This window comes from Pseudomonas sp. AC070, assembly GCF_979258635.1.
This window is the reverse complement of sequence record NZ_OZ409871.1, coordinates 476,999-501,567: the sequence shown is the minus strand read 5'-3', so window position 1 is coordinate 501,567 and position 24,569 is coordinate 476,999. Positions and strand designations below refer to the sequence as shown.

Annotated in this window: 23 protein-coding genes and 1 tRNA gene; 11 read left to right on the top strand and 13 right to left on the bottom strand. The window is 61.5% G+C overall.

Translation table 11 applies throughout. From position 1 onward, the window contains the following. Window positions 1-2: 2 nt before the first annotated feature. The 4 genes from ACZZ0Q_RS02140 to ACZZ0Q_RS02125 all read right to left on the bottom strand — a co-directional run bounded on the left by ACZZ0Q_RS02140 (window position 3) and on the right by ACZZ0Q_RS02125 (window position 3,420). On the bottom strand, window positions 3-263 hold the full coding sequence (locus ACZZ0Q_RS02140; RefSeq protein ID WP_122449509.1) for a DUF2164 domain-containing protein: 261 nt from the start codon (window positions 261-263) through the stop codon (window positions 3-5). Beyond that, the gene (gene hisH / locus ACZZ0Q_RS02135) at window positions 263-901 is read right to left on the bottom strand and encodes an imidazole glycerol phosphate synthase subunit HisH (RefSeq protein ID WP_463550699.1); all 639 of its coding nucleotides are present in this window, start codon (window positions 899-901) and stop codon (window positions 263-265) included. The genes ACZZ0Q_RS02140 and hisH overlap by 1 nt, the downstream gene beginning before the upstream one ends. Beyond that, window positions 901-1,494, bottom strand: a complete 594-nt coding sequence (hisB, locus tag ACZZ0Q_RS02130; protein WP_457435980.1) for an imidazoleglycerol-phosphate dehydratase HisB — start codon at window positions 1,492-1,494, stop codon at window positions 901-903. Before hisB ends, hisH begins: the two co-directional genes overlap by 1 nt. 264 nt (window positions 1,495-1,758) lie before the next feature. Beyond that, the gene (locus ACZZ0Q_RS02125; protein WP_463540246.1) at window positions 1,759-3,420 is read right to left on the bottom strand and encodes an OFA family MFS transporter; all 1,662 of its coding nucleotides are present in this window, start codon (window positions 3,418-3,420) and stop codon (window positions 1,759-1,761) included. A gap of 164 nt (window positions 3,421-3,584) precedes the next feature. Here ACZZ0Q_RS02125 and ACZZ0Q_RS02120 point away from each other — a divergent pair, with 164 nt between their 5' ends. From ACZZ0Q_RS02120 to ACZZ0Q_RS02100, 5 genes are all read left to right on the top strand, one after another. Next, window positions 3,585-3,983 carry an acetyl-CoA sensor PanZ family protein gene (locus ACZZ0Q_RS02120; RefSeq protein ID WP_463560237.1) on the top strand — a complete coding sequence of 133 codons (399 nt, stop codon included), beginning with the start codon at window positions 3,585-3,587 and terminating at the stop codon, window positions 3,981-3,983. Window positions 3,984-4,137: 154 nt separating this feature from the next. Continuing rightward, window positions 4,138-6,354 (top strand): AsmA family protein, encoded by a 2,217-nt coding sequence (locus tag ACZZ0Q_RS02115; protein ID WP_463540247.1) that lies wholly within the window; start codon window positions 4,138-4,140, stop codon window positions 6,352-6,354. Continuing rightward, window positions 6,351-7,418, top strand: coding sequence for an A/G-specific adenine glycosylase (gene mutY / locus ACZZ0Q_RS02110; protein WP_463540248.1), 1,068 nt, complete (start codon window positions 6,351-6,353; stop codon window positions 7,416-7,418). The genes ACZZ0Q_RS02115 and mutY overlap by 4 nt, the downstream gene beginning before the upstream one ends. Further along, window positions 7,415-7,702, top strand: coding sequence for an oxidative damage protection protein (locus ACZZ0Q_RS02105; protein WP_108096435.1), 288 nt, complete (start codon window positions 7,415-7,417; stop codon window positions 7,700-7,702). Before mutY ends, ACZZ0Q_RS02105 begins: the two co-directional genes overlap by 4 nt. Window positions 7,703-7,779: 77 nt before the next feature. Further along, a tRNA-Phe gene (locus ACZZ0Q_RS02100) sits at window positions 7,780-7,855 on the top strand. 107 nt (window positions 7,856-7,962) lie between these two features. On the opposite strand, the gene ACZZ0Q_RS02095 is transcribed toward ACZZ0Q_RS02100, so the two are convergent. The 4 genes from ACZZ0Q_RS02095 to ACZZ0Q_RS02080 form a co-directional block, all read right to left on the bottom strand. Continuing rightward, entirely contained in the window at window positions 7,963-8,985 is a 1,023-nt protein-coding gene (locus ACZZ0Q_RS02095) for a PDDEXK nuclease domain-containing protein (RefSeq protein ID WP_463540250.1), read from the bottom strand. Between the two features lie 294 nt (window positions 8,986-9,279). Beyond that, entirely contained in the window at window positions 9,280-11,703 is a 2,424-nt protein-coding gene (locus ACZZ0Q_RS02090) for a TonB-dependent siderophore receptor (protein WP_463540251.1), read from the bottom strand. A 120-nt stretch (window positions 11,704-11,823) separates the two neighbouring features. Continuing rightward, a complete protein-coding gene (locus ACZZ0Q_RS02085; protein WP_463540252.1) occupies window positions 11,824-12,822 on the bottom strand; it encodes a FecR family protein in 999 nt (332 codons plus the stop codon). After that, window positions 12,819-13,376 (bottom strand): RNA polymerase sigma factor, encoded by a 558-nt coding sequence (locus ACZZ0Q_RS02080; protein ID WP_463540253.1) that lies wholly within the window; start codon window positions 13,374-13,376, stop codon window positions 12,819-12,821. The genes ACZZ0Q_RS02085 and ACZZ0Q_RS02080 overlap by 4 nt, the downstream gene beginning before the upstream one ends. A 161-nt stretch (window positions 13,377-13,537) precedes the next feature. Between ACZZ0Q_RS02080 and ACZZ0Q_RS02075 the strand changes: the two genes are divergently transcribed. After that, the gene (locus ACZZ0Q_RS02075) at window positions 13,538-14,830 is read left to right on the top strand and encodes a glycosyltransferase (protein WP_463540254.1); all 1,293 of its coding nucleotides are present in this window, start codon (window positions 13,538-13,540) and stop codon (window positions 14,828-14,830) included. A 19-nt stretch (window positions 14,831-14,849) separates the two neighbouring features. Next, on the top strand, window positions 14,850-15,317 hold the full coding sequence (locus ACZZ0Q_RS02070) for a MarR family winged helix-turn-helix transcriptional regulator (RefSeq protein ID WP_463540255.1): 468 nt from the start codon (window positions 14,850-14,852) through the stop codon (window positions 15,315-15,317). A gap of 7 nt (window positions 15,318-15,324) precedes the next feature. Here the strand turns inward: ACZZ0Q_RS02070 and ACZZ0Q_RS02065 are convergent, their stop codons facing one another. The 4 genes from ACZZ0Q_RS02065 to ACZZ0Q_RS02050 form a co-directional block, all read right to left on the bottom strand. Further along, complete coding sequence (locus ACZZ0Q_RS02065) at window positions 15,325-16,344, bottom strand: zinc-dependent alcohol dehydrogenase (protein WP_463540256.1); 1,020 nt, start codon at window positions 16,342-16,344, stop codon at window positions 15,325-15,327. 3 nt (window positions 16,345-16,347) lie between these two features. Then, window positions 16,348-16,791: a PaaI family thioesterase gene (locus tag ACZZ0Q_RS02060; protein WP_463540257.1), complete on the bottom strand. Its 444-nt coding sequence runs from the start codon at window positions 16,789-16,791 to the stop codon at window positions 16,348-16,350. Window positions 16,792-16,904: 113 nt separating this feature from the next. Then, complete coding sequence (locus ACZZ0Q_RS02055; protein WP_463540258.1) at window positions 16,905-18,149, bottom strand: CaiB/BaiF CoA transferase family protein; 1,245 nt, start codon at window positions 18,147-18,149, stop codon at window positions 16,905-16,907. Between the two features lie 108 nt (window positions 18,150-18,257). Next, window positions 18,258-19,439 (bottom strand): acyl-CoA dehydrogenase, encoded by a 1,182-nt coding sequence (locus ACZZ0Q_RS02050; protein ID WP_463540259.1) that lies wholly within the window; start codon window positions 19,437-19,439, stop codon window positions 18,258-18,260. Between the two features lie 185 nt (window positions 19,440-19,624). Between ACZZ0Q_RS02050 and ACZZ0Q_RS02045 the strand changes: the two genes are divergently transcribed. The 4 genes from ACZZ0Q_RS02045 to ACZZ0Q_RS02030 all read left to right on the top strand — a co-directional run bounded on the left by ACZZ0Q_RS02045 (window position 19,625) and on the right by ACZZ0Q_RS02030 (window position 24,190). Further along, window positions 19,625-20,533: a LysR family transcriptional regulator gene (locus ACZZ0Q_RS02045; protein ID WP_463540260.1), complete on the top strand. Its 909-nt coding sequence runs from the start codon at window positions 19,625-19,627 to the stop codon at window positions 20,531-20,533. A 767-nt stretch (window positions 20,534-21,300) separates the two neighbouring features. Then, a complete protein-coding gene (locus tag ACZZ0Q_RS02040; protein ID WP_122493360.1) occupies window positions 21,301-22,422 on the top strand; it encodes a Re/Si-specific NAD(P)(+) transhydrogenase subunit alpha in 1,122 nt (373 codons plus the stop codon). A gap of 11 nt (window positions 22,423-22,433) precedes the next feature. Next, entirely contained in the window at window positions 22,434-22,754 is a 321-nt protein-coding gene (locus ACZZ0Q_RS02035; protein WP_108099125.1) for an NAD(P) transhydrogenase subunit alpha part 2, read from the top strand. Next, entirely contained in the window at window positions 22,754-24,190 is a 1,437-nt protein-coding gene (locus ACZZ0Q_RS02030) for an NAD(P)(+) transhydrogenase (Re/Si-specific) subunit beta (protein ID WP_122449483.1), read from the top strand. The genes ACZZ0Q_RS02035 and ACZZ0Q_RS02030 overlap by 1 nt, the downstream gene beginning before the upstream one ends. A gap of 71 nt (window positions 24,191-24,261) precedes the next feature. On the opposite strand, the gene ACZZ0Q_RS02025 is transcribed toward ACZZ0Q_RS02030, so the two are convergent. After that, window positions 24,262-24,501, bottom strand: a complete 240-nt coding sequence (locus tag ACZZ0Q_RS02025; protein WP_463540261.1) for a hypothetical protein — start codon at window positions 24,499-24,501, stop codon at window positions 24,262-24,264. Between the last annotated feature and the right edge of the window lie 68 nt (window positions 24,502-24,569).

Genomic DNA, 24,569 nt, shown 5'->3' with positions numbered 1-24,569 from the left:
GGTCAGCTCTTTTCGAGCGCCCACAAGTCGCTTTCGATGCTCATGAACCTGTCAGCCAGGTGCGCCTGCACATCGGCAATCGCCTTGTTGTAAAACAGCGGCGCCACTTCGCGGGTAAACACCTCGAGCACTTCCTGGGCTTCAAAGCTGCCCAGCTCAAGCTCGAAACGGTCTTCCAGAAAGCGCTTGAGCACGGCCACCGCCGCAGCTTCCTGCGCCGGTTCCAGAGTCAGGCTGGGGGCTTTCTGTTTGCCGCGGCTCATTACCAGCGGCCATCCCAAGCGGCGAAATTCTGCAAAAGTTGCAGACCGTGGGTGTGGCTTTTTTCCGGGTGGAATTGCACAGCGAAACGCGAGCCATCGGCCAGCGCAGCGGCAAAGTCGACGCCGTAATGACCACGACCAGCCACCTGACGGGCGTTGGCGGCTTCGATATAGAAGCTGTGCACAAAGTAGAATCGCGCCAGGTCAGGAATGCTGTGCCACAACGGATGGTCGACGGTTTGCGCCACTTCGTTCCAGCCCATGTGCGGCACTTTCAGCGCTTCGTCGTTTTCGACCAGGTCTTTGCCGAAGAAGCGCACCTGACCGGGGAATTGGCCGATGCAGTCGACGCCGCCGTTCTCTTCGCTGTGATCGAGCAAGGCTTGCATGCCGACACAGATGCCGAGGAAGGGGCGGTCCTGGCTGACTTCACGCACCAGGCTGTCGAAGCCCAGGCGGCGAATTTCAGCCATGCAATCGCGAATGGCGCCAACGCCTGGAAACACCACACGGTCGGCTTCACGAATTACAGTGGCATCGCTGGTGATCTGCACCCGGCCGGCACCTACGTGCTCAAGCGCCTTGGCCACCGAGTGCAGGTTGCCCATGCCGTAATCGATGACGGCTACCGTCTGCATTACAGGCAGCCCTTGGTCGATGGCATTTGCCCGGCCATGCGCTCATCCAGCGTCACCGCCATGCGCAGCGCGCGGCCGAAGGCCTTGAACACGGTTTCGATCTGGTGGTGGGTGTTGTGGCCGCGCAGGTTGTCGATGTGCAGGCTGACCAGCGCGTGGTTAACGAAGCCCTGGAAGAATTCCTGGAACAGGTCGACATCGAAGCCGCCAACGGTGGCGCGGGTGTACGGCACGTGCATTTGCAGGCCGGGGCGACCAGAGAAATCGATCACCACGCGCGACAGCGCTTCGTCCAACGGCACGTAGGAATGGCCGTACCGCACGATGCCCTTCTTGTCGCCGATGGCCTTGGCAAACGCTTGCCCGAGGGTGATACCGACGTCTTCCACCATGTGGTGGTCGTCGATATGCAGATCGCCTTCGGCTTCGATATCCAGGTCGATCAACCCGTGACGGGCGATCTGATCGAGCATGTGCTCAAGAAAAGGCACGCCAATGGCAAAGCGTGCTTTGCCGGTGCCATCCAGATTGATAGACGCCTTGATCTGGGTTTCCAGAGTGTTGCGTTCGACGGATGCCGTACGTTCGGCCATCACCAGCTCCACGAATCTTAATGCGAAAGGGCCCGCATTATAGGCCGACATCCGCTGAACCTTGAAGCCAAAAGGATGCGTCGTGTTTATCGGCTCCATAGAAACAACGAAGCCGACGCAAGGTCGGCTTCGTTAACACGCGGTCGAGGGTTTCGGGGCTAAGACCAGGCAAGGCGCCCCGGAGCTTTTAAGCGCAGCGTACTCCAGTACGTGAGCATTAAAAGCGAGGACGCAACGCCGCCTGGTCGACGACCCGGAAGCCGGTCAGCTAAACAAGACCACGGTCTTCAGCAATGTCACCCAAATACCCCAGGCGAGGGGAATACCTACTGCAAGCCATGCCGCGATAACCAACGGCTTGCTCTTCGGATCAGCAGTCCACTCCAGATTGGCAGCAGTCTGCACAGCGTTGTCGTTACCAATGGCACGCTCGGCCGCCAGTTCGGCGTCGGTCATAAAGTGCTTGGCCGCAACCGGTTTCACCAGCGCGTTGCAGATAAAGCCCACCACCAACAGACCCGCCAGAATGTACAAGGTGATGTCGTAGGCATCGGCCTTGGCCACGCCAACGCTCAGTTGGTATTCGCGGATGTAGTTCACCAGAACCGGGCCGAGGATGCCGGCGAAGGCCCAGGCGGTCAGCAGGCGACCGTGAATGGCGCCGACCATTTGCGTACCGAACAAGTCCGCCAGGTAAGCCGGCACGGTGGCGAAACCGCCGCCGTACATCGACAGAATCAGGCAGATGCTGAACACAAAGAACGCCACGCTGCCCAGGTGACCGGTCCACGGCACCAGCGCGTAGAGCATGAAGCCCAGGGCGAAGAACACGAAATAGGTGGTTTTGCGGCCGATCAAGTCGGAGAACGACGACCAGAAGAAACGACCACCAATGTTGAACAGACTCAGCAAACCGGTGAAGCCGGCAGCGATGATCGCGATCTGCGCCAGTTGCTCAGGGCTCAGTTCGCCAAAGCTCTGGTGCGTACCGATCAGGCGCCCGGCAAACACTTCCTGCAGCAGCGGAGACGCCATGCCGATGATGCCGATACCCGCCGACACGTTCAGGCACAGCACGGCCCACACCAGCCAGAACTGCGGAGTTTTCCAGGCTTTGCTGACGTGCACGTGACCCTTGGTGATCATTTCGTCGTTGGCTTTCTTCACCGGCGGCGTCCAGCCCTCAGGCTTCCAGCCAGTTGGCGGAACGCGGTAGGCCAGTGCACCACCCATCATGAACACGAAGTAGATAACAGCCATGACAGCGAAGGTTTGCCATACGCCGACGCCATCCGGGCCTGCGAAGAAACCCATCAGCTGTGCAGCCAGCGGCGCGCCAACCATGGCGCCACCACCGAAACCCATGATCGCCATACCGGTGGCCATACCGCGTTTGTCCGGGAACCACTTCACCAGCGTCGACACCGGCGAGATATAGCCCAAGCCCAGGCCGATACCGCCGATCACGCCCGAGCCCAGCCACATCAGCCAGATCTGGTGGGTATACACACCCAATGCGGAAATCAGCAGACCGCCGCACCAGAACACGGCGGAAACCACACCGGCCTTACGCGGGCCAGCATGTTCCAGCCAGCCACCGAAAATGGCAGCCGAGCAACCGAGGAATACGAAGAACAAGGTGTACAGCCAACCCAACATCGAAATCGGCCAGTCGCAATCGCTGGCGAATACTTGTTGGAAGAAGCCAAGATCGGCGCCACACGCCACTGGCGCGGTAATGCCGATGGCCTTGGACAGCGGCAGCCAGAATACGGAGAAGCCGTAGGCCATGCCGATACACAGGTGAATTGCCAGAGCCGCAGGCGGCACTAGCCAACGGTTGAAGCCTGGAGCAGCGATGATGCGCTCCTTGGACAGAAACGCAGATTTCGCTGCGCCGCTGGCCACTGCAAGGGCGTCACTCATTTCGAGGATCTCTCTATGTTTTTTAGTATGGGCAGATAGGTGAAGCGGTAGAACGCAAGAGGATATCGCCTACAGACGTACGACGACTAGGTTTGCGCGTACCATTTGTTGAACAACGCACATTTGACCCACATCAATCTTTCTCACGAGGCTCTAGCCCAGGCATGCCGGTACTTGTAGAAGAAATAAATGAACCCTCAAGTCAGGATTTAACCGACCTGAACAAGGTGTACCAGGACGCGCCCGACTGGCTGCTGGCGCCCTTCGCCAGCCGCGAGCAGCTCATCGAAACCGCGCTCGCTCATCAGCGACTAATCGCCGGGCGCTTCAACGACCGTTTGTTGGGCGCGGCCCTGCTGGAAAAAGGCGAAAACGCCTGGCGCTTGTCGCACCTGTGCGTACGTGCCGTCACCCGCAAGCGTGGAGTGGCCCGGCGTTTGTTGGCTGAAGTGCAACGCTTGGCAGACGCAGCGGGCAAACCGCTGCACCTGGCCGCCCCCCAAGGTCACTTGGAAAGCCAAGCGTTGGCCGCCAAAACCGGCCTGGTTCTGCACCCGCTGTAAGCCCTGCGCGTAAGCCGGGCACAGCAGCGGAACCACCGCAGCGCGTGCCCATCCAATCCTCCAGCCACTGCCACCGCTGGTCGGCGTTATACTCCGGCATCGTTTTTTCCCGTCTTCGCGCTGCTTTTCAGCCCTCACCAACAAGGAATCGTCCATGAAATCGTTTGGCAAAATCCTGGGTTTGTTCTTCCTCGGAGTCTTGCTGATCCTCGTGGCGCTGGGCTTCGCCCTCACCCACCTGTTCGATCCCAACGACTACAAAGACGAGATCCGCCAGATCGCCCGCGACAAGGCCAACCTCGAGTTGACCCTTAACGGCGACATCGGCTGGAGCCTGTTCCCGTGGCTGGGCCTGGAACTGCACGACGCCACCCTCGCCAGCGCCACCACGCCGACCCAACCGTTTGCCGACCTGCGCATGATCGGCCTGTCGGTGCGCGTATTGCCGCTGCTGCGCCGCGAAGTGCAAATGAGCGACATCAAAGTCGACGGCCTCAACCTTACCCTCGCCCGCGACGAACAAGGTCGCGGCAACTGGCAAGACATCGGCCGCCCAGCTAAACCGGCCGACGCCGGCCAAGCGCCGCAAACAACGCCGCCAGCCAATGAAGGCACGCCAGACACCAAGCCGTCGCAACCGATGAAACTGGACATCGACAGCCTGACCCTGACCAACACCCGCATCGACTACAAAGATGCCAAAACCGGCCGCCAATTCAGCGCCGAAGGCATCGAACTCACCACCGGCGCTATCCGCGAAGGCGCAAACATTCCGCTGAAACTCACCGCCTTCCTCGGCACCAACCAACCGGTGCTGCGCGCCAAAACCGAACTGGCCGGTGAACTGCGTTTCGACCGCGCCCTCAAGCGCTATCAGTTCGAAGACCTGAAACTTTCGGGCGAAGCATCCGGCGAGCCGTTGAACGGCAAAACCGTCACCTTCGCCGCCCAAGGCCAATTGCTGCTCGACCAAGGCGCGCAAGTGGCCGAATGGAACGGCCTGAAATTCTCCGCCAACCAACTGCGCGCCCTCGGCGAGCTGAACGTGCGCGAGCTGGACAAAGAACCGCAGCTCACCGGCGGCCTGTCCATCGCCCAGTTCAACCTGCGTGAATTCCTCGATGGCATCGGCCACCCGGTTCCTGCCAGCGCCGACGCCAATGCCCTGAGCAAAGTCGAGCTGGTCGCCCGCCTGCAAGGCAACGCCAACAGCCTGGCCCTCAACGAGCTGAAACTGAAAGTCGACGAAAGCGCCTTCACCGGCAGCCTGGCCGTCACCGACATCGCCAAGCAGGCCTTAAGCGTTCAGCTCAAAGGCGACACGCTCAACCTCGACAACTACCTGCCAGCGAAAAAGAAAGAAGACGAGCCGCGCAGCAACCGCCAAAACGAAGTCAGCGGCACCCTCGCCAGCGCTGGCCGCGACGGCAACAGCGACCTGCCCAACCCGCCGAGCCAGCAAGCCTGGAGCGAAGAGCCGGTGCTGCCTATCGACCAACTGCGCAAGGTGACCGCCGACTTGAACGTGGGCCTCGGCCTGCTCACCGTCGATAAACTGCCAATCGAAAACGCCAGCATCAAAGCCAACGCCAAAGACGGCCTGCTGACCGTGGAAAACGTGCGCGGCGACCTCTACAACGGCAACTTCAACGCCACCGCCAGCCTCGACGTGCGCCCTGCCGTGCCGCTTTTGAAAGTGCAAAAACGCATCACCCGCGTACCGGTGGAAAAACTCCTCGCCACGCAAAAGGAAAAACCGCCCGTGCGCGGCCTGCTCGACCTCAACGCCGACTTCAGCACCAGCGGCAACAGCGAAAAAACCTGGATCGAAGGCCTCAACGGCAACGCCAGCTTCGCCCTTAGCGACGGTGCGCTGATCGACGCCAACCTCGAACAGCAACTGTGCAAAGGCATCGCCACCCTCAACCGCAAGTCGTTGAGCAGCGAGCCACGCAGCAAAGACACACCGTTCGAGCAATTGGACGGCACCCTCAGCGTGCGCAACGGCGTGGCCAACAACCCCGACCTGAAAGTGCGCATTCCAGGCCTGCGCGTAAACGGCAACGGCGACATCGACCTTCGCGTACTGGGCATGGACTACCGCGTCGGCATCATCATCGACGGCGACAAGAGCGACATGCCCGACCCGGCCTGCGAAGTGAACAAACGCTACGTCGACGTCGAGTGGCCACTGCGCTGCCGTGGCCCGCTGGAACTGGGCGCCAAAGCCTGTCGCCTGGACAAAGACGGCATGGGCAAAGTGGCCGCCAAACTGGCCGGCGACAAACTCAATGAAAAACTCGAAGAGAAGCTCGGCGACAAAGTCAGCCCGGAACTCAAAGATGCACTCAAGGGCCTGTTCAAACGATGAACCCCGAGCAATTCAGTAGCGCGGTACTCGACTGGTACGACCGCCACGGCCGCAAAGACCTGCCCTGGCAACACAACATCAGCCCATACCGCGTGTGGGTGTCGGAAATCATGCTGCAGCAAACCCAGGTGAGCACCGTGCTGGGCTACTTCGACCGCTTTATGGCCGCCCTGCCGACCGTAAAAGCCCTGGCCGAAGCCCCCGAAGACGAAGTGCTGCACCTGTGGACCGGCCTGGGCTACTACACCCGCGCCCGCAACTTGCAAAAGACCGCGCAAATCGTCATGGCCGAACACGGCGGTGAGTTTCCCCGCAGCGTCGAACAGCTCACCGAGCTGCCCGGCATCGGCCGCTCGACCGCAGGCGCAATTGCCAGCCTGTCCATGGGCGTGCGCGCGCCGATTCTGGACGGCAACGTCAAACGCGTACTGGCCCGCTACGTCGCCCAAGAGGGCTACCCCGGCGAGCCAAAAGTAGCCAAACAGCTGTGGGACGTCGCCGAACGCTTCACCCCGCATGAGCGCGTCAACAACTACACCCAAGCGATGATGGATTTGGGCGCCACGCTCTGCACCCGCAGCAAACCCAGCTGCCTGCTTTGCCCGCTACAAAGCGGCTGCCAAGCGCACATGCTCGGCCTGGAGATTCGCTACCCCATCGCCAAGCCGCGCAAAACCCTGCCGCAAAAACACACCGTGATGCCGATACTCGCCAACCGCGACGGCGACATTCTGCTCTACCGTCGCCCCTCCACCGGCCTGTGGGGCGGGCTTTGGAGCCTGCCCGAACTGAGCGAGCCCGCCGCCCTGGAAACCTTCGCCCTCCAACGCGGCCTGACCCTCGGAAGCCGCCGCGAACTGGCCGGCATCACCCACACCTTCAGCCACTTCCAACTGGCCATCGAACCGTGGCTCATCCACGTTGAGAGCGCCACACCTGGCGTGGCCGAGGCCGACTGGCTCTGGTATAACCTCGCCACCCCGCCCCGCCTGGGGCTTGCCGCGCCAGTAAAAAAACTGCTGAAACGCGCCGCAGACGAATTGAACGCTGGAGAACCGACATGACCCGCACCGTACATTGCCGCAAACACAAACAAGACCTGCCGGGTCTGCCCCGCCCGCCGTACCCCGGCGCCAAAGGCGAAGACATCTACAACAACGTCTCCCAGCAAGCCTGGGACGAATGGCAAAAACACCAGACCCTGCTCATCAACGAGCGCCGCCTGAACATGATGAATGCCGAAGACCGCAAATTCCTCCAAGCCGAGATGGACAAATTCCTCTCCGGCGAGGAATACGCCCAAGCCGAAGGCTACGTCGCGCCTAGCGATTCCGAGAAAAAATCGTAAGCGCCCGGATTAATTAAATATTTTTAAAAAAGCGTGTTGACAGAGGTGCTTCAAATCCGTCTAATAGCGCCCCGTTGGCCCAGGTAGCTCAGTCGGTAGAGCAGGGGATTGAAAATCCCCGTGTCGGCGGTTCGATTCCGTCCCTGGGCACCATCTTCAAGTTTCCAAGCGCTGTAACAAGCAACTGGAAACGACAAAAAACCCGCCTAGTGCGGGTTTTTTATTGGACGGGATTTGGCGGCTCCCCCCAACAAGCTCTTCTACTTCTCCTCTTCCCTGCCCGCATCCAACGCATAAAACTCATGCAGCTTCGCCTGCAACAATTGCTTGTCCGGCAGACGCGTCTGGTACTCGGCGATTAGCGCGGGCGATAGCGACCTGTTCAGCGCGTACTCGACCACCTCGTCGTCCTTGCTCGCGCAAAGCAGCACGCCGATGGCTGGGTTTTCGTGGGGTTTGCGTACGTCGCGATCAAGCGCCTCCAAGTAGAAGTCGAGCTTGCCGAGGTATTCCGGTTCGAAGCGGCCAACTTTCAATTCGATTGCCACCAAGCAATTCAAACCGCGATGGAAGAACAGCAGGTCCAAGGCAAAATCGCGACTGCCAACCTGCAAGGGATATTTGGAACCGACAAAGCAGAAGTCGCGACCCAATTCGCTGAGGAAGTCCTTTAGCCGCGCGAGCAAGCCGTCGTGTACCTCGCTCTCGGCATGCCCGTTTGGCAGACCTAGAAATTCGATCATATAGGCGTCGCGGAACACCTCTAACGCAGCGGGCTGGCTTTGTCTCAACATTGCCGAGACCTGAGGCGGCTGGGTGACGCTGCGCTCGAACAAGGCAGCTTTGAATTGGCGCTCCAGCTCGCGTTTGGACCAGTGTTCCTGCACCGCCATACGCAAGTAGAACTCGCGCTCTTCCGGCCGTTTGCTCTGGCCGAGAATTATCTGGTTAAGGCTCCACGACAATTGTCGCGCCAGTGGCGCGACTTTCTCCTGACCGCGATAAACCTCATAAAACTGGCGCATGCGAAACAGATTACTGCGGGTAAATCCTCGCAGCGTGGGCTGCGTCAGCGCCAGATGCTCAGCCAGTTGCGCCACTACAGAGTCGCCCCACTCAGCCCGCTCCTGCTTGCGACTGATATAAGCGCCCACTTGCCAGTACAGCTCGATAAGCTGGGTGTTAACCGCTTTCAATGCCTGCTGGCGAGCGCCCTGTATAAGGGCAAGTACCTCGTCGAAACGTGCATGGGTGGCGCCAGCCGAAACGGCAGGTTCAGTCATGTGCATCGCCCTCAAAAATCCGTTGGATTGGGGCAGCACCAACTTTTTCTCTAGCGAAAGGCACTGCCACTTGGGCGCAACCCTAACCGTGGATGCATTCAAGCAGGAGGGCGGTTCTCGACTGCAACAGGGTTCGACTTCACCGAACTCGCGAGCAGCACCGAGGTTCTGCGCCTTTCGAGACCGCACCGCTAGCAACCCGCTCCGCGAGTTACACGGGACTACTCGGTTAACCAGAAGCGTCGCACGCCTCTTTACCCCGCACCGTCCAAATTCTCCGTTGTCGCCCCCCCTTCAAAACTCCACCGTCCCCGCCACCTCAACCTGCCGCGCATCCCCAATCGAAATCAAAAACGCATTTGTCGACGACGAGTAGTAGGTCTTATCAAACATGTTCTTCACGTTGAGTTGCAGCTTCACGTTTTTGCCGCCGAGTTTGGTGTCGTAGCTGGCGAAGGCGTCGGCGACGGTGTAGTCGGGGAGTGTGAAGGTGTTTTCGGCGTTACCTGCGCGCTCGCCTACGTAGCGGGCGCCGGTGCCGAGGCGCAGGCGGTCGCCGCCGAGGATCTGGCCGAGGTCGTAGACGGCGAATAACGAGCCGGTGTGGCGGGCCACGTTGGCCAGGTCGTTGCCTTGCAGCGCCGGGTCTTTGGTGACCCAGGCGTCGAGGTAGGCGTAGGTGCCGATCAGGCTGAGTTGGTCGGTGAGCTGGCCGGTGATGTCCAGTTCCAGGCCGCGTGAGGTCACGGCGCCGGCGGCGCTGGCGAAGGTGTCGGTCGCGCCAGAAGGCGTTGTGTAGCTTTGCGTGACCATGACGTTTTCTTTGTCGATGGTGAACAGGGCGAGCGTGCCGGTCAGGCGGCCGGGCATGTCGAGTTTGGCGCCCACTTCCCAGGCTTTGCCTTCTTCAGGGTCCAGGCCGTTGATGCTGGCGGTGCCGTTCAAGGTGGCGATGGTGGAGTTGGGTTTGAAGGATTCGCTGTAGCCGCCGTACAGGGAAAATTCGTCGTTCCACTGGTACACGACGCCCACGCGCGGCAGCCATTTCTGACCGTTGATGTCGGTGTTTTTTATGAACGGCCGGCCCTTGCCGGCCAGTTGGTCGTAGAGCTGGTAGCGCGCGCCGCCGACGAGAATCCATTGGTCGTTGAGGTGTATGGAGTCTTGCAGGAACGCGGACTGGCTGTAGACCTTGTCGGTCTGGTCGCTTTCGCTGGCCACTACCGTGGTCGGCACTGGCACCTGGCCGTAAACCGGGTTTTGCGTGTCGAAGCGCACGCTGGTGTTTTGGCGCAGCAGGTCGGCGCGGAAGATTTTGCGGTATTCGTGGTCGACGCCGGTAAGTACTTCGTGGCGCAGGCCGCCCAGTTCCACGTCGCCGGAAAGGTCGAGTGTGCCGAAGTGTTCGGTGCTGACGGCACCGCGGGTGCCGTCGAGGCGACGCACTAGGCGCGTCGATCTGTCGTCCACGTAGCGGGTCACCCGCGCTTGGTAGTCGTCGTAGCGGTCACGGTTGTAGCTGTAGGCGAAGTGGGTTTTCCAGTCGTCGTTGAGGCGGTGTTCCACGTCGAAAATGGCCAGGTCGGAGCGGCCTTCGGTTTTGTTGTAGGGCTCGTCCAGGCGCGTTTTGCGCGATATGTCCAGCGGCTTGGTGCCGCCATTGGCGAGGATGGTGCCGCGGTCGAACGGGGTGACGTAGTCGCGGTGTTCCCACGACAGGTTCACGGTGGTGTCGTCGCCGAACCAGGCGAGCGAGGGGGCGATGGTTTTCTCGCGGCTGTTGCCGAAGTTGCGCCAGTAGTCGGCGTCGTCGTAGTCGGCGACCAGGCGGTAGGCCAGGTCGGTGTCGCCGATGGCGCCGGTGCTGTCGAGTTGGCCGCCGCTGCCGTTTTTGCCATCGCCGTAAGTGGAGCTGCGTGCGGTGATGGCGTTGTACTGCTGCAGTTGCGGCTTTTTGCTGACGAGGTTGATCACGCCGCCCGGGTCGAGAATGCCGTACAGCATCGAGGCCGGGCCTTTAAGCACTTCCACGCGCTCGACGTTGGCGGTGAAGTTGCGGCCCTGCACGGTGCGCATGCCGTCGCGCAGAATCGAGCCGTCGCGGTTGTCGCCAAAGCCGCGTTTCATTACGGCGTCCATGGTGCTGCCGAGGGTGTTGGCCTGGGTGATGCCACTGACGTTGATCAGTGCGTCATCGAGGTTGCGCGGTTGCTGGTCTTGCAGCACTTGGCGCGGGACCACGGCGATGGCTTGCGGAATCTCCAGCAAGGGCGCTTCGCTGCGCATGATTTTGCTGGCGGGCGGCGGTTGATAGCTGGTTGCTTGCTGCGAGCTGGCGTCGATGTTGACGGCATCTAGGTTCATGGCGCCGTCGCTGCTGCGCACCCGCTGCAGGGTGATGGTGCGCGCATCGCTGTGGCGGAAGGTGTAGCCGGAACCTTGCAGCAGTTGGCTCAGTGCCTGCTCGGCGCTGAGTTGGCCATTCACGACGGGCGCTTGCAGGCTGTAGGGCGCGTCGTCGCTGTAAACCAGGCTCAAGCCGGTGACGCGGCTGAAGGCGCTCAGCGCTTGCGGCAACGGCTGTGCGCTGATGGCGAAGCTGTAGCGCGCTTGTGTGGCGGCGGGTGGTGCATCGGCTGCCTGCACCAGTACAGGCACGCTGGCTGCCAGGAGCAGGGAAAGACCGAGGCCGTGTTTGCCTACCGTTACGTACGTCATGAGCACCTAATCCGTGAAAGTGACCCGACACCGGGCTTGCTGCGATCAATTCGCAATTACATGCACTACACGGATGCCGACGGGCATTACCTCACCGTCCGCTTAAATTATTTTTCTCGCCTACCGCAGCAGCGTCAGCCCCAGCACGGTTTGACGCTGGAAGCCGACCACGCTGGCGAGCGAGTCGAGCACTTTTTCCGGGTCTTGACTGGGGAAGCTGCCGCTGATGCGTTGCTGCCCGAGCGCCGGGTTGAGCAGCACGATGCGGTTGGGGCTGTAACGCTGCACGTCGTCGAGCACGTCGCTGAGCGGGGTTTTGTAGAAGGTCAGCCAACCCTGGCGCCAGGCCAGGCTGGCGTCGCTGTCGATGCCGTGCACCGCGCCGGCCTGCCCGTGTTGGTAGCTCACTTGTTGATTGGCGCTGAGCACTTGCGCGGTGTCGCCGGGGTGCGCGGTAACGCCGACACGGCCGGACTGCACCGTCACCTGCGCGCCCTTCTCTTGCAGGCGCACTTCGAATTGCGTGCCGAGCACCTGCGCTTGACCGTCGGCCGCGCTGACGACGAAGGGCTGGCCGGTGTGGCTGACGTGGAAATACGCCGCGCCACGCAGCAGCTCGATACGCCGCTGTTGGTCGGTAAAGCGCACTTGCACGGCGCTGTCGGCGTCGAGCAGCACAACGGTTTGGTCGGCCAGGGTGATTTGCCGCAATTGCCCCGGCGCCGAAACGTAGTCGGCGCGCACCGAGTCCAGCCACCGCTGCGGCTGCCAGCCCAGCAGGCCGAGCATCAGCAGCACGCTGGCGGCGGTGGCCAGCGAACCCAGCCACCAACGGCTTGCCCGGGCACGCGGCGCTGCGTCCATGGCGCGCAAGTAGTGCGCCAGCGCCGCCGCTTCTTCGGCGGCCATGCGCTGCGCCGGCTGCTCGGTGGCGGCCCATAGCGCTTGCACATTGGCATAGGCCTGCACGTGGGCGGGCTCGGCGTAAAGCCACCGGTCAAAGTCCGCACGCTCGGCTGCACTGGGCTGCGCAAGCAGGCGCTGGTGCCAGCTCAGGGCTACTTGGTCGGGCGATGGGGCGTCGTCGGCAACAACGCGCAGCGGGTGTGAACGGCTCATGGAACGGGCGACTCCAGGCTCGCCTTGCAGGCGTCGAGGGCGCGCATCATATGTTTTTCCACGGCACTCTGGGACACCTGCATGGCTTTGGCGATTTCGCCGTAGGTGCGCCCGTGCACGCGGTTGAGCAGGAAAATATGCCGCGTACGTTCAGGCAAGGCACGCAACGCGAGGTCGACTTGGCGCAGGTCGTAGCTGGCGTCCAGGGCCGTTTCCGGCGCGCTGGGTTCAGCCAGTTGTTCAGCCAGCAAACCGGTTTCGTTGCGGGTGCGCGAGGTTTCGCTGCGCAGGTGATCGATGGCCATGTTGCGCGCCGAGCGCAGCAGGTAAGTGCTGAGCTCTTCCACCTGCACCTGGGGGCGCCGCCAGAAGCGCAAGAACAAGTCCTGCACCAGGTCGGCAGCCGTAGCGCGGCAACCGACGCGGCGGCTGACCAACGCTTCCATCCGCGAGCGTTCGGACAAAAACACCCGCAGAAAATCCGCACGCAGCGCCGGCTCGGCCGTAAGCGGCGCAGCAGGGTGCGGATCGTGTTGGGAAATGGGGTCGGCCATGCGGGCGGGAATGTCGCGCGATCAGAATAATGCGCAAATGATAATGCCTTGCATTAAAGCCCGATAGTGGGGCCGGTCGGATATCATCGCCAGGGCCAATAGAGCGCCCCGTTGCGATGCCGCATAATGGCCGCCGTTTTCGCCTGCCCAGGAATTTCGCCGTGCCCCGCCCGCCTACTCCCAAGTGCTTGTTGGTTATCGGCTATGTCTGGCCGGAACCCCGTTCCTCGGCGGCCGGCGGGCACATGATGCAGCTGCTCGAGCTGTTCGTTCAGCGCGGTTGGCACATCACCTTTGCTAGCCCGGCCAACGAGGGCGAGCACAAAGCCGACCTGCAAGCGCTGGGCATCGCCGAGCAGGTGATCGAGCTGAACAACGAAAGCTTTGATGTGTTCGTCCGCGAGCTGAACCCTGCGGTGGTGCTGTTTGACCGTTTCATGATGGAAGAGCAGTTCGGCTGGCGCGTGGAGCAACAATGCCCGCAGGCACTGCGCGTGTTGGAAACCGCTGATTTGCAGTCACTGCGCGATGCGCGTCAGCAGCTTCTCAAAGCCCATATCGCGGCCGGCAATGGTGACGCGTGCGACGCGCTTTTCGCCCTGAACGCCGACGACATTTATCGGCACATGGCAGCCAGCGATACCGCGCAACGGGAGATTGCTGCGCTGTATCGCTGCGACCTCAACCTGATGATTTCCGACGCCGAAATCGCCCTGCTGTGCGAGCAGTTCCAGTTGCCCGCCGCGCTGCTGGTGCATTGCCCGCTGCTGCTGGATGCAACACCACGCCGGGTGCTGCCGTTCAGTGAGCGGGCGAATTTCATCAGCATCGGCAACTTTCGCCATGCGCCGAATTGGGACGCCGTGCTCTGGTTAAAACAGAGCATCTGGCCGCTGATTCGCCAGCAATTGCCGCAGGCGCAGCTGCGGATCTACGGCTCATACACACCGCCCAAAGCCACTGCGCTACACAACCCGGCGCAGGGTTTTCACATCATGAACTGGGCGCCGGATGCCTTGGCGGTAATGGAAACCGCGCGCGTGTGCCTGGCGCCACTGCGTTTCGGCGCCGGCATCAAAGGCAAGATTGCCGACGCCATGCTCTGCGGCACGCCAAACGTCACCACGCCGATTGGCGCGGAAGGCATGCACGGCGAGTGGCCATGGCCGGGCGAAATTTGCACCAGCGCCGCCACCTTCGCCGATGCGGCGGTGCGTCTGTATCGCGACGAAGCACACTGGCAACAAGCGCAGGACCACGGCTGGGCGCTGCTTGCCGCGCGCTATGAGCGTGGCCAGTTTGGCGAGTTGCTGATGCAGCGCATCGAGGCATGTCTGGCTACCCTGCCCGAGCACCGGTTGCGCAACTTCACCGGCGCGATGCTGCGCCACCATCAGCACAAGAGCACCAAGTACATGGCGCAGTGGATTGAAGCGAAAAACCGCCGCGATTAACCGTTAGCGAGAGCGCCCCATGGTCATCAACAAGAAAATCAACTCAGCCTCTGTGCGCATGAACCCGCTCGACCCGCTGGACACGTCGCTGGAGCTGCTGCACTTCGGCTTTCGCGGCCTGACGGTGGACGCCGACCGCTATCTGCACACCCTCGGTTTGTCGCGCGTGCATCACCGCATTCTGTACATCATCGCCCGCGCCGAACGCATTACCGTGGGCGATCTGGCCGTCACGCTGGGCGTCAGCAACCAGGCGCTGCACCGGCCGATGACGCATTTGTTCGAGCGCGAACTGGTCAGCCAGACCCGCGATCCGCTGCAGCACCGCTTCAAAATCCTAGCCCTTACCGAAACCGGCCAAGCCGTTGAGCAATGCGCCAGCGACCATGAACGCCAGGCCATTCGTGAAGCATTAGCGAGCACCGACGAGGCAGGCCAGGAAGCCTGGCACCGGGTGATGCAAGTGCTTGCCGAACGCCTCAACTGATCGGCTTTCAGGTGATGCGTTCGCGCACCATCACGCATTTGGCCAAGGGTTGAATCAGCGCAATCGGCGCTTCGTCACAGCTGATTATTTCCGGGCACACCAGCAGCGGATCGCACGCGCCCTGCTGCACCAGATCGAGCACTTTTGGGATGTGCGTGCGCACGTTGCACAACCCTACCGATAGCGTGACGTTGCGCAGGTACATGCCAAAAAGCGGAATGGCCGGGTCGTCGAAAATGATGCCGATGCATGAGCAGTGGCCGCCCGGTGCCAAGGCTAGCAGCCCTTTGTGCAAGGCGCGTGGGTCGCGCGTGGCGGACACCACCACGTCGTAGCGCTCATTCAGATTGCTCTCGTACCCCACTTCTACCTGCGCGCCGCAGCGCTCGGCGAGCCCGCGCCGATAGTCGTTGTCGTCGAGATAATCGACGCTGCCTGCCCCCGCTGCCTGCGCCATTTGCACGGCCAGTACGCCGAGGCTTTCCGTGCCGCCAACCACCAGCACACGCGCATCGTCACGGCTGGCCAGCGGAGTGCTGGTGGCAACCCAGGCGTCGGTGAGGTTGTCGCTGGCGCTGGCCGCCGCGACCGGGTCCACACCCTGTGGCAACGGCAGCAGCATGGCGTCGGCGTAGGGCACGCGCACCACTTCGGAAAACAGCCCACCCCAATGGCCTCCGGCCGGAATACCAAACGCCGCGTGGCGAGGCACGCTGCTGCACGCCATGGTCATGCCGCTCAGGCACTGGCGGCATTTTCCGCAGGAAATTTTCCACGGCACCGCCACCAGATCGCCGCGCTTGAACGTGGTGACTGCCGAACCCACTTCCAGCACCTCGGCGACGCACTCGTGGCCGATGGCGTAAGGCGGCTTGAAGGGCGTGGTGCCAGCTATGAGGCGGCGGTCCAGATCGCAGGAAGCCGACGCGACAGGCCGCACCAGCGCTGCTTCCGGGTTTTCCAGTTTTGGGCTCGGCACGTCCACCCAGCGCAAGTCACCAGGGCCCAGCAATCGCAGTTCGCGCATGGCTCAGCCCTTGATCATGAAGGTGGTGGTGGCCTTGGCGCAGAGCTTGCCGGCGCTGTCACGAATCAGAGCATCGCAAATCGCCAGGCTCTTGCTGCGCTCCACCAGCCAGCCGGTGACCTGATAACGCTCGCCGCTTTTCAGCGGGCGCAGGTATTTCACGCCGAGGTCGACGGTGGAATAAGCGGTGCGGTCGTCGAGCGTTGAAAACAGCGCCATGCCGGCGGCGCCGTCGAGGCAGGTGGCAGCGAAACCGCCGTGCACCATGCGCTGCGGATTGAGGTGACGGTCATCAGGCCGCGCCTCGATGGTGATCTTGCCGAACTCGACCGCGCGAGCGGTCATGGGAATGGTGTCGCCAATGGACGGATTGGGCAGATTGCCGTCCACCAGCGCTTGCAGGATTTGCAAGCCGGAGGTGGCGGGGCGTTGGTTTTCATCGGTCATTCCGCAAGCGCTCGTCAGGTGAGGAAGACCTGACAATACGCCGCGCACCATCTCACATCAACGATGTTGAATCGACAAAACAGGGGGCATTTCAGCCGCAATAAAACGGCGTTTCAGACCACGCTAGATTTGCGCAGAGTGTCGATATCCGCGCTGCTCAATCCCAACAACCGCTGCAACACCGCCTCGGTGTGCTCGCCTAGCAACGGCGGCGCCTGACGGTACTCAACGGGTGTTTCCGACAGGCGAATCGGGCTGGCCACCTGCGGCAGCGTGCCGCCCAGGCTGTGCGGCACCTCCACGCGCAAACCGCGCGCCAGCACCTGCGGGTCGGCAAACACTTGAGCCAGGTCGTTGATCGGGCCGCAGGGCACGCCGGCCTGCTCCAGCGCAGTCACCCATTCTGCGGTGGTTTTGAAAACGGTGGCCTGGCGGATCAGCGGAATCAGCACCGCGCGGTTGGCGACGCGTTGTTTGTTGTTGGCAAAACGCGGGTCGTCGGCCCACTCGGCATGGCCGGCCACTTCGCAGAATTTGCGGAACTGGCCGTCATTGCCGACGGTAAGAATGAAGTCGCCATCGGCCGTGGGGAAATCCTGATACGGCACGATATTGGGGTGGGCATTGCCCAGACGTTTGGGCGCGGTGCCAGTGGTGAGGTAGTTCATCGCCTGGTTCGCCAGGCAGGCGACCTGAACGTCGAGCAAGGCCATGTCGATATGCTGGCCGAGGCCGCTGCCGCTGCTTTCTCTGTCGCCGCTGTCGCGGTGGGCGAGCGCGGCGAGCACTGCCACGGTGGAATACAAGCCAGTGAGGATATCCGTAAGCGCCACGCCGACTTTCACCGGCCCGCCGCCCGCCTCGTCGTCCGGCTTGCCGGTCAGGCTCATCAGGCCGCCGAGGCCCTGAATCATAAAGTCGTAGCCGGCGCGTTTGGCGTAGGGACCGTTCTGCCCGAAGCCGGTGATGGAGCAATAAATCAGTCGCGGGTTGATGGCTTTTAGCGAGGCGTAGTCCAGGCCATAGGCTGCCAGGCCACCGACCTTGAAATTCTCCAACAGAATGTCCGACTGCACCGCCAGCTCACGCACCAGGCGCTGACCTTCGGGCTGGGTGAAATCCACCGTTACGGACTGCTTGTTGCGGTTGGCCGACAGGTAATAGGCGGCCTCGCTGGTGTTCTCACCCGCTGCGTCTTTCAAAAAGGGCGGGCCCCATTGGCGGGTGTCGTCGCCCACGCCGGGGCGCTCGATCTTGATCACCTCAGCGCCGAGGTCCGCGAGAATCTGCCCGGCCCACGGGCCAGCCAGTACGCGGGATAAATCGAGAACACGCAGATGAGACAGAGCGCCGGGCATGGGGGATCTCGCAGCAGGATATTTAGTACCGTAGGAGCGGCTTCAGCCGCGATGCTCTTGAAGATCACAAACATCGCGGCTGAAGCCGCTCCCACAGGTTTACGGCAATCAGAAGAAAGCTTGGATGCCGGTCTGCGCGCGGCCGAGGATCAGGGCGTGCACGTCGTGGGTGCCTTCGTAGGTGTTCACCACTTCCAGGTTCACCAAATGCCGCGCCACGCCGAATTCATCGGAGATGCCGTTGCCGCCCAACATGTCGCGCGCCAGGCGGGCAATATCCAGCGCCTTGCCGCAGCTGTTGCGCTTCATGATCGAGGTGATTTCCACCGCCGCCGTGCCTTCGTCTTTCATGCGGCCCAAGCGCAGGCAGCCTTGCAGCGCCATGGTGATTTCGGTCTGCATGTCGGCGAGTTTTTTCTGAATCAGCTGATTGGCCGCCAACGGCCGGCCGAATTGTTTGCGGTCCAGCGTGTACTGGCGGGCGGTGTGCCAGCAGAACTCAGCGGCACCCAGCGCGCCCCAGCTGATGCCGTAGCGGGCGGAGTTCAGGCAGGTGAATGGGCCTTTCAAACCGCGCACATCGGGGAAGGCGTTTTCTTCGGGGCAGAACACGTTGTCCATCACGATTTCGCCGGTGATCGAGGCGCGCAGGCCGACCTTGCCGTGAATCGCCGGGGTGCTCAGCCCTTGCCAGCCTTTCTCCAGCACGAAGCCGCGAATGGCGCCCTCATCGTCTTTTGCCCACACCACAAACACGTCGGCGATCGGGCTATTGGTGATCCACATTTTCGCGCCGCTGATGCGGTAGCCGCCGTCGACTTTCTTCGCGCGGGTAATCATCGAACCCGGATCGGAACCGTGGTCTGGCTCGGTCAAACCGAAGCAGCCGATCCACTCGCCGCTGGCCAGCTTCGGCAGGTATTTCTGCTTGGTGGCTTCGTTGCCGAACTCGTTGATCGGCACCATCACCAGGGATGACTGCACGCTCATCATCGAGCGGTAGCCGGAGTCGACGCGCTCAACCTCGCGGGCGATCAACCCGTAGCTCACGTAATTCAACCCGCTGCCACCGTACTGCTCGGGAATGGTGGCGCCGAGCAGGCCCACATCGCCCATTTCACGGAATATTTTCGGATCGGTCTGCTCGTGGCGGAACGCTTCGACAACGCGCGGCGCCAACTTCTGCTGCGCGAACTGCTGGGCGCTGTCGCGCACCATGCGCTCCTCTTCCGTCAGTTGCTGATCGAGCATCAGCGGGTCTTCCCAGTTGAAGCGAGCGTTGGCAGCCATGTGCGAAATCCTCAAGAGTTGGGTGCGGTCCAGCGCGGGGCTGGCGATGAGTTAACTCTAGACAGCCCAGCGCACCTGGCGCAAACGAGGTTTTTGCACAGACCTGTGCTAATTTCTCACTCCGAAAAGGCAATAACGGCTTTTTGAACCGTTTCATCGTGCACATAACGCATACGAGCCCGCCAATGCGCCGCAAAATCCCCAGCACCGCCGCCCTCGTCGCCTTCGACGCCGCCGCTCGCCATCAGAGCTTTACCAAAGCAGCGGAAGAACTCTCGCTGACGCAAAGCGCCATCTGCCGACAGATCGCCAGCCTCGAAGACTTCCTCGGTATCGCCCTCTTCCGCCGATCCCGACGCGGCGTTCAGCTCACCGAAGCGGGGCTCAGCTACGGCCGCCGAGTCGCCGCGCAACTGGATGCCGTGGAGCGCGACACGTTATCGGTGATGGGCCAGCACGGCGCCAACAGCCTGGAACTGGCCATCGTGCCGACCTTCGGCACGCAGTGGCTGCTGCCGCGCCTAAAACACTTCCAGGCCTTGCACCCGGAAGTGACCGTGAATCTCACCAACCGCACGCGCCCGTTCCTGTTTGCCGACACCGAATTCGACGCGGCCGTGTACTTCGGCGACGCGGTGTGGTCGGGCACTGAAGCGCATTTTCTAATGCCGGAAAACTCCCTTCCCGTGTGCAGCCCGGCCCTGTTACCGAGCGACGGCACGCTCACCGCCGAGCGCATCGCCACCTTGCCGCTGCTGCAACAGACCACCCGGCCCTACGCCTGGCGCCACTGGTTCGGCTCGTTGGGCATGAGCGTGCCACGCGACATGACTGGGCCGCGTTATGAACTGTTTTCGATGCTGGCGCAGGCGGCGCAGCATGAAATGGGCATCGCGCTGATTCCGCCGTTTTTGATTCAGCGGGAGTTGGCTGAAGGCAGCTTGGTGGTGGCGATGCAGCATGCCTGCGTAAGTGATAAGGCGTATCACCTGATGATTCCTGAACGTAAAACCGAGACGGCGGCTTTGCGGGCGTTTCGCGATTGGCTGCTGGAGCAGGCCGAGGCCTATCGAGAGGCGAGCTCCGGCGTTTAGCCGGCAATGCCCGTGCGTTGGGCAGCAGGTAGGGATTTGAAAATCTCGCGGCTGAAGCCGCTCCTACAGGAAAAAGGTGGGTGCCAGCCCAGCGCACTACCAAAACCTCTTATTGCCTACAATTCAGCCAGGTAATTAACCCGGTAATAAAGCCAAAAACGAGCCGTTTTTGCCCTCCAACCTTCACGTAGCGATAAAAAAAGTCGAAAAAGCGACATAAGCCTGATAAAAAGCATGCGCGACGTTGCGTGGAAAATTGGCGGCAGACCAATAACCGCGTGGCTTTCAGCGATTTTTGCAGGGAACCGTGAATATTTGCTGACCCCGTAGTCAACAAACCCACTAGCTACAGTTTTGCCGTCGCTTACCCGCCGACAAAACAGATAATTACGATAATAAACAGATAGTTAGGAATACAAAGCAAGCTACGCAACGGATTCGCCATTAACCCGTCTTGACCTGATGAACGGTTATTCACGTCAGGGATGCCAATGCCGCCGCAAACGGCCTGGCGACAAGCTGCAAGCCGCGTTACCCGCTGCTTTCGGCGAGATAGACAGAATGATGGGTCACGACGTGACTTGTAGTTATCTCCAGGGTGGCCTTCAGAACTCCTTGATGGCCTTACGGTTCACCTGCAAAATGCCGCGCCCCGCTACCGCAAGGCTGCCCGAAGAGGTGCCAAGTAGGGATTGTGCTGATCCACCCCAGTGCGCCACCCGCAGTGCTCTGGTTTTTTTGAAAAACGATCACGCAGGAGATTTGAAGTGCACATTGGTGTTCCTCTCGAGACCTTTACTGGCGAAACGCGGGTTGCCGCGACGCCGGAAACCATTAAAAAGCTGATCGCCCAAGGCCATCAGGTGACTGTACAAAGCGGTGCCGGCGTTAGCGCCAGCGTGCCCGACAGTGCCTATCAAGCCGTTGGCGCCAGCATTGGCGACGCCGCCGCAGCCCTGGGCGCCGACCTGGTGCTCAAGGTCGTGGCGCCCAATGCCGCCGAGCTGGCTCAGCTCAAGTCCGGCGCGGTGCTGGTCGGCATGCTCAATCCCTTCAACAGCGAAAACATTGCGCAGATGGCTGAACGCGGCGTGACCGCTTTCGCCCTCGAAGCCGCGCCGCGTACGTCCCGCGCGCAAAGCCTCGATGTGCTGAGTTCGCAAGCCAACATTGCCGGCTACAAGGCTGTGTTGCTCGCGGCTCATCATTACCCGCGCTTTATGCCGATGCTGATGACCGCTGCCGGTACCGTGAAGGCCGCTCGCGTGCTGATTCTCGGCGCTGGCGTTGCCGGGCTGCAGGCCATCGCCACGGCCAAGCGCCTGGGTGCGGTGATCGAGGCCTCGGACGTGCGTCCGGCGGTGAAGGAGCAAATTGAGTCGCTCGGCGCCAAGTTCGTTGACGTGCCGTACGAAACCGACGAAGAGCGCGAATGCGCCGAAGGCGTTGGCGGTTATGCCCGCCCGATGCCGGCGTCGTGGATGCAGCGTCAGGCAGTGGCCGTGCACGAGCGCGCCAAGCTGGCCGACATCGTCATCACCACCGCACTGATTCCAGGCCGCAAGGCACCGGTGTTGCTGAGTGCCGAAACCGTTGAGCAGATGAAGCCAGGTTCCGTGGTGATCGACCTCGCGGCGGCCCAAGGCGGCAACTGCCCGCTGACTGAAGCGGATCAAGTGGTGGTCAAGCACGGCGTGACCATCGTCGGCCACACCAACCTGGCGGCCCTGGTCGCGGCAGACGCTTCGGCGCTGTACGCCCGTAACTTGCTGGACTTCCTCAAGCTGGTCATCGACAGCGAAGGCAAGTTCCACGTCAACCTCGAAGACGACATCGTCGCCGCGTGCCTGATGTGCCGCGACGGCCAAGTCGTCCGTAAGAACGGCTGAGGACTAGAAAAATGGAAGAGCTGATCTCCCCCGGTATCTACAACCTGATCATCTTCGTGCTGGCCATTTATGTGGGCTACCACGTGGTCTGGAACGTGACGCCTGCGCTGCACACCCCGCTGATGGCAGTGACCAACGCCATCTCGGCCATCGTGATCGTCGGTGCCATGTTGGCCGCCGCGCTTACCGTTACGCCGCTGGGCAAAACCATGGGCACCTTGGCGGTGGCACTGGCCGCCGTGAACGTGTTCGGTGGTTTTCTGGTAACCCGCCGCATGCTGGAAATGTTCAAGAAAAAAGCGCCCAAGGCCAAAGCAGAGGGTGACAAGTAATGAGCATGAATCTGGTAACGACCCTGTATCTGATCGCTTCGATCTGCTTCATCCAAGCGCTCAAGGGCCTGTCGCACCCGACTACTTCGCGTCGCGGTAACTTCTTCGGCATGCTCGGTATGGCCCTGGCCGTACTGACCACCGTGGGCTTGATCTACAAGCTGGGCGCCGACATCGCCACCCAAGGCATCGGTTACGTCATCGTCGGTTTGCTGGTCGGCGGCACCGCCGGTTCGATCATGGCCAAGCGCGTTGAAATGACCAAAATGCCGGAGCTGGTTGCCTTCATGCACAGCATGATCGGCCTGGCGGCGGTGTTCATTGCCATTGCTGCTGTGGTTGAGCCGCAGTCGCTGGGTATCGTCAAGCAACTGGGCGACGCCATTCCGGCCGGTAACCGTTTGGAGCTGTTCCTCGGCGCGGCCATTGGTGCGATTACCTTCTCCGGTTCCGTCATCGCCTTCGGCAAGCTCTCGGGCAAATACAAGTTCCGTCTGTTCCAGGGCGCGCCGGTGGTGTTCGCCGGCCAGCACAAACTCAACCTGATTCTGGGTCTGAGCACGCTGGGGCTGGGTCTGTTCTTTATGTTCACCGGCAACCTGACGGCATTCGCGGTGATGCTGGCGCTGGCGTTCATTCTGGGTGTGCTGATCATCATCCCGATTGGCGGCGCCGACATGCCGGTCGTGGTGTCGATGCTCAACAGCTATTCGGGCTGGGCGGCGGCCGGTATCGGTTTCTCGCTGAATAACTCGATGCTGATCATTGCCGGTTCGCTGGTGGGTTCGAGCGGCGCGATCCTCTCGTACATCATGTGCAAGGCGATGAACCGTTCGTTCTTCAACGTGATTGGCGGCGGCTTCGGCGGGGCGACCGACGCGGCAGCCACAGGCGGTTCGAAAGAAGCGCGTCCGGTGAAATCCGGTTCGGCTGATGACGCCACCTTCCTGCTCACCAACGCCGACACCGTGATCATCGTTCCCGGCTACGGCCTGGCGGTGGCTCGTGCTCAGCACGCGCTGAAAGAGCTGACCGAGAAGCTGACTCACCGCGGCGTGACCGTTAAGTACGCGATTCACCCAGTTGCCGGTCGTATGCCTGGCCACATGAACGTACTGCTGGCCGAGGCCGAAGTGCCGTACGACCAGGTGTTCGAGATGGAAGACATCAACTCCGAGTTCGGCCAGGCCGACGTGGTGCTGGTATTGGGCGCCAACGACGTGGTCAACCCGGCGGCGAAGAACGATCCGAATTCGCCGATTGCCGGCATGCCGATTCTGGAAGCGTTCAAAGCCAAAACCATCATCGTCAACAAGCGTTCGATGGCCAGCGGCTATGCCGGTCTGGACAACGAATTGTTCTACTTGGACAAGACCATGATGGTGTTCGGCGATGCGAAGAAAGTAATCGAAGATATGGTTAAAGCGGTCGAATAAGAACCGTGCAGTGAAACCCTTAAGCCCCGGCCCACGCGCCGGGGTTTTTCATTTCCGGGTCCGGTTAGCGGCTAGCGCTGGTGGCGGTCGGAATGACGAAACAGCCCCAGCAACGCAGCGATCAGGAACACCGAAAAGGCCAGCAGCAGCGCCAGCTTGCCGCCGCCCTGATAAACGAACGCAGCGTCGTGGCAATGCTGAGTGATCAGGTCGACACAATCGGCCGTGCGCCGATGCACCACCAACAATGCTGCTGCCAAGGCCATCAGCAGCATGCCCGCCACCACCAACACCACTTCAACTTTGCCCATCGTAGTTGCTCTCCTGTGTCCGCTCGAGGCGTGAAATTTCAGGAGCAAGACCGTACGGACAAGCCCGT

Coding starts and splice junctions, on each gene's coding strand:
- ACZZ0Q_RS02070 (WP_463540255.1), top strand. CDS start 14,850: ATGGTCATCAACAAGAAAATCAACTCAGCCTCTGTGCGCATGAACCCG.
- ACZZ0Q_RS02050 (WP_463540259.1), bottom strand. CDS start 19,439: ATGGCTGCCAACGCTCGCTTCAACTGGGAAGACCCGCTGATGCTCGAT.
- ACZZ0Q_RS02125 (WP_463540246.1), bottom strand. CDS start 3,420: ATGAGTGACGCCCTTGCAGTGGCCAGCGGCGCAGCGAAATCTGCGTTT.
- ACZZ0Q_RS02115 (WP_463540247.1), top strand. CDS start 4,138: ATGAAATCGTTTGGCAAAATCCTGGGTTTGTTCTTCCTCGGAGTCTTG.
- ACZZ0Q_RS02105 (WP_108096435.1), top strand. CDS start 7,415: ATGACCCGCACCGTACATTGCCGCAAACACAAACAAGACCTGCCGGGT.
- ACZZ0Q_RS02065 (WP_463540256.1), bottom strand. CDS start 16,344: ATGCGCGAACTGCGATTGCTGGGCCCTGGTGACTTGCGCTGGGTGGAC.
- ACZZ0Q_RS02090 (WP_463540251.1), bottom strand. CDS start 11,703: ATGACGTACGTAACGGTAGGCAAACACGGCCTCGGTCTTTCCCTGCTC.
- mutY (WP_463540248.1), top strand. CDS start 6,351: ATGAACCCCGAGCAATTCAGTAGCGCGGTACTCGACTGGTACGACCGC.
- ACZZ0Q_RS02025 (WP_463540261.1), bottom strand. CDS start 24,501: ATGGGCAAAGTTGAAGTGGTGTTGGTGGTGGCGGGCATGCTGCTGATG.
- ACZZ0Q_RS02035 (WP_108099125.1), top strand. CDS start 22,434: ATGGAAGAGCTGATCTCCCCCGGTATCTACAACCTGATCATCTTCGTG.
- ACZZ0Q_RS02095 (WP_463540250.1), bottom strand. CDS start 8,985: ATGACTGAACCTGCCGTTTCGGCTGGCGCCACCCATGCACGTTTCGAC.
- hisH (WP_463550699.1), bottom strand. CDS start 901: ATGCAGACGGTAGCCGTCATCGATTACGGCATGGGCAACCTGCACTCG.
- ACZZ0Q_RS02055 (WP_463540258.1), bottom strand. CDS start 18,149: ATGCCCGGCGCTCTGTCTCATCTGCGTGTTCTCGATTTATCCCGCGTA.
- ACZZ0Q_RS02080 (WP_463540253.1), bottom strand. CDS start 13,376: ATGGCCGACCCCATTTCCCAACACGATCCGCACCCTGCTGCGCCGCTT.
- ACZZ0Q_RS02030 (WP_122449483.1), top strand. CDS start 22,754: ATGAGCATGAATCTGGTAACGACCCTGTATCTGATCGCTTCGATCTGC.
- ACZZ0Q_RS02120 (WP_463560237.1), top strand. CDS start 3,585: ATGCCGGTACTTGTAGAAGAAATAAATGAACCCTCAAGTCAGGATTTA.
- hisB (WP_457435980.1), bottom strand. CDS start 1,494: ATGGCCGAACGTACGGCATCCGTCGAACGCAACACTCTGGAAACCCAG.
- ACZZ0Q_RS02045 (WP_463540260.1), top strand. CDS start 19,625: ATGCGCCGCAAAATCCCCAGCACCGCCGCCCTCGTCGCCTTCGACGCC.
- ACZZ0Q_RS02085 (WP_463540252.1), bottom strand. CDS start 12,822: ATGAGCCGTTCACACCCGCTGCGCGTTGTTGCCGACGACGCCCCATCG.
- ACZZ0Q_RS02140 (WP_122449509.1), bottom strand. CDS start 263: ATGAGCCGCGGCAAACAGAAAGCCCCCAGCCTGACTCTGGAACCGGCG.
- ACZZ0Q_RS02060 (WP_463540257.1), bottom strand. CDS start 16,791: ATGACCGATGAAAACCAACGCCCCGCCACCTCCGGCTTGCAAATCCTG.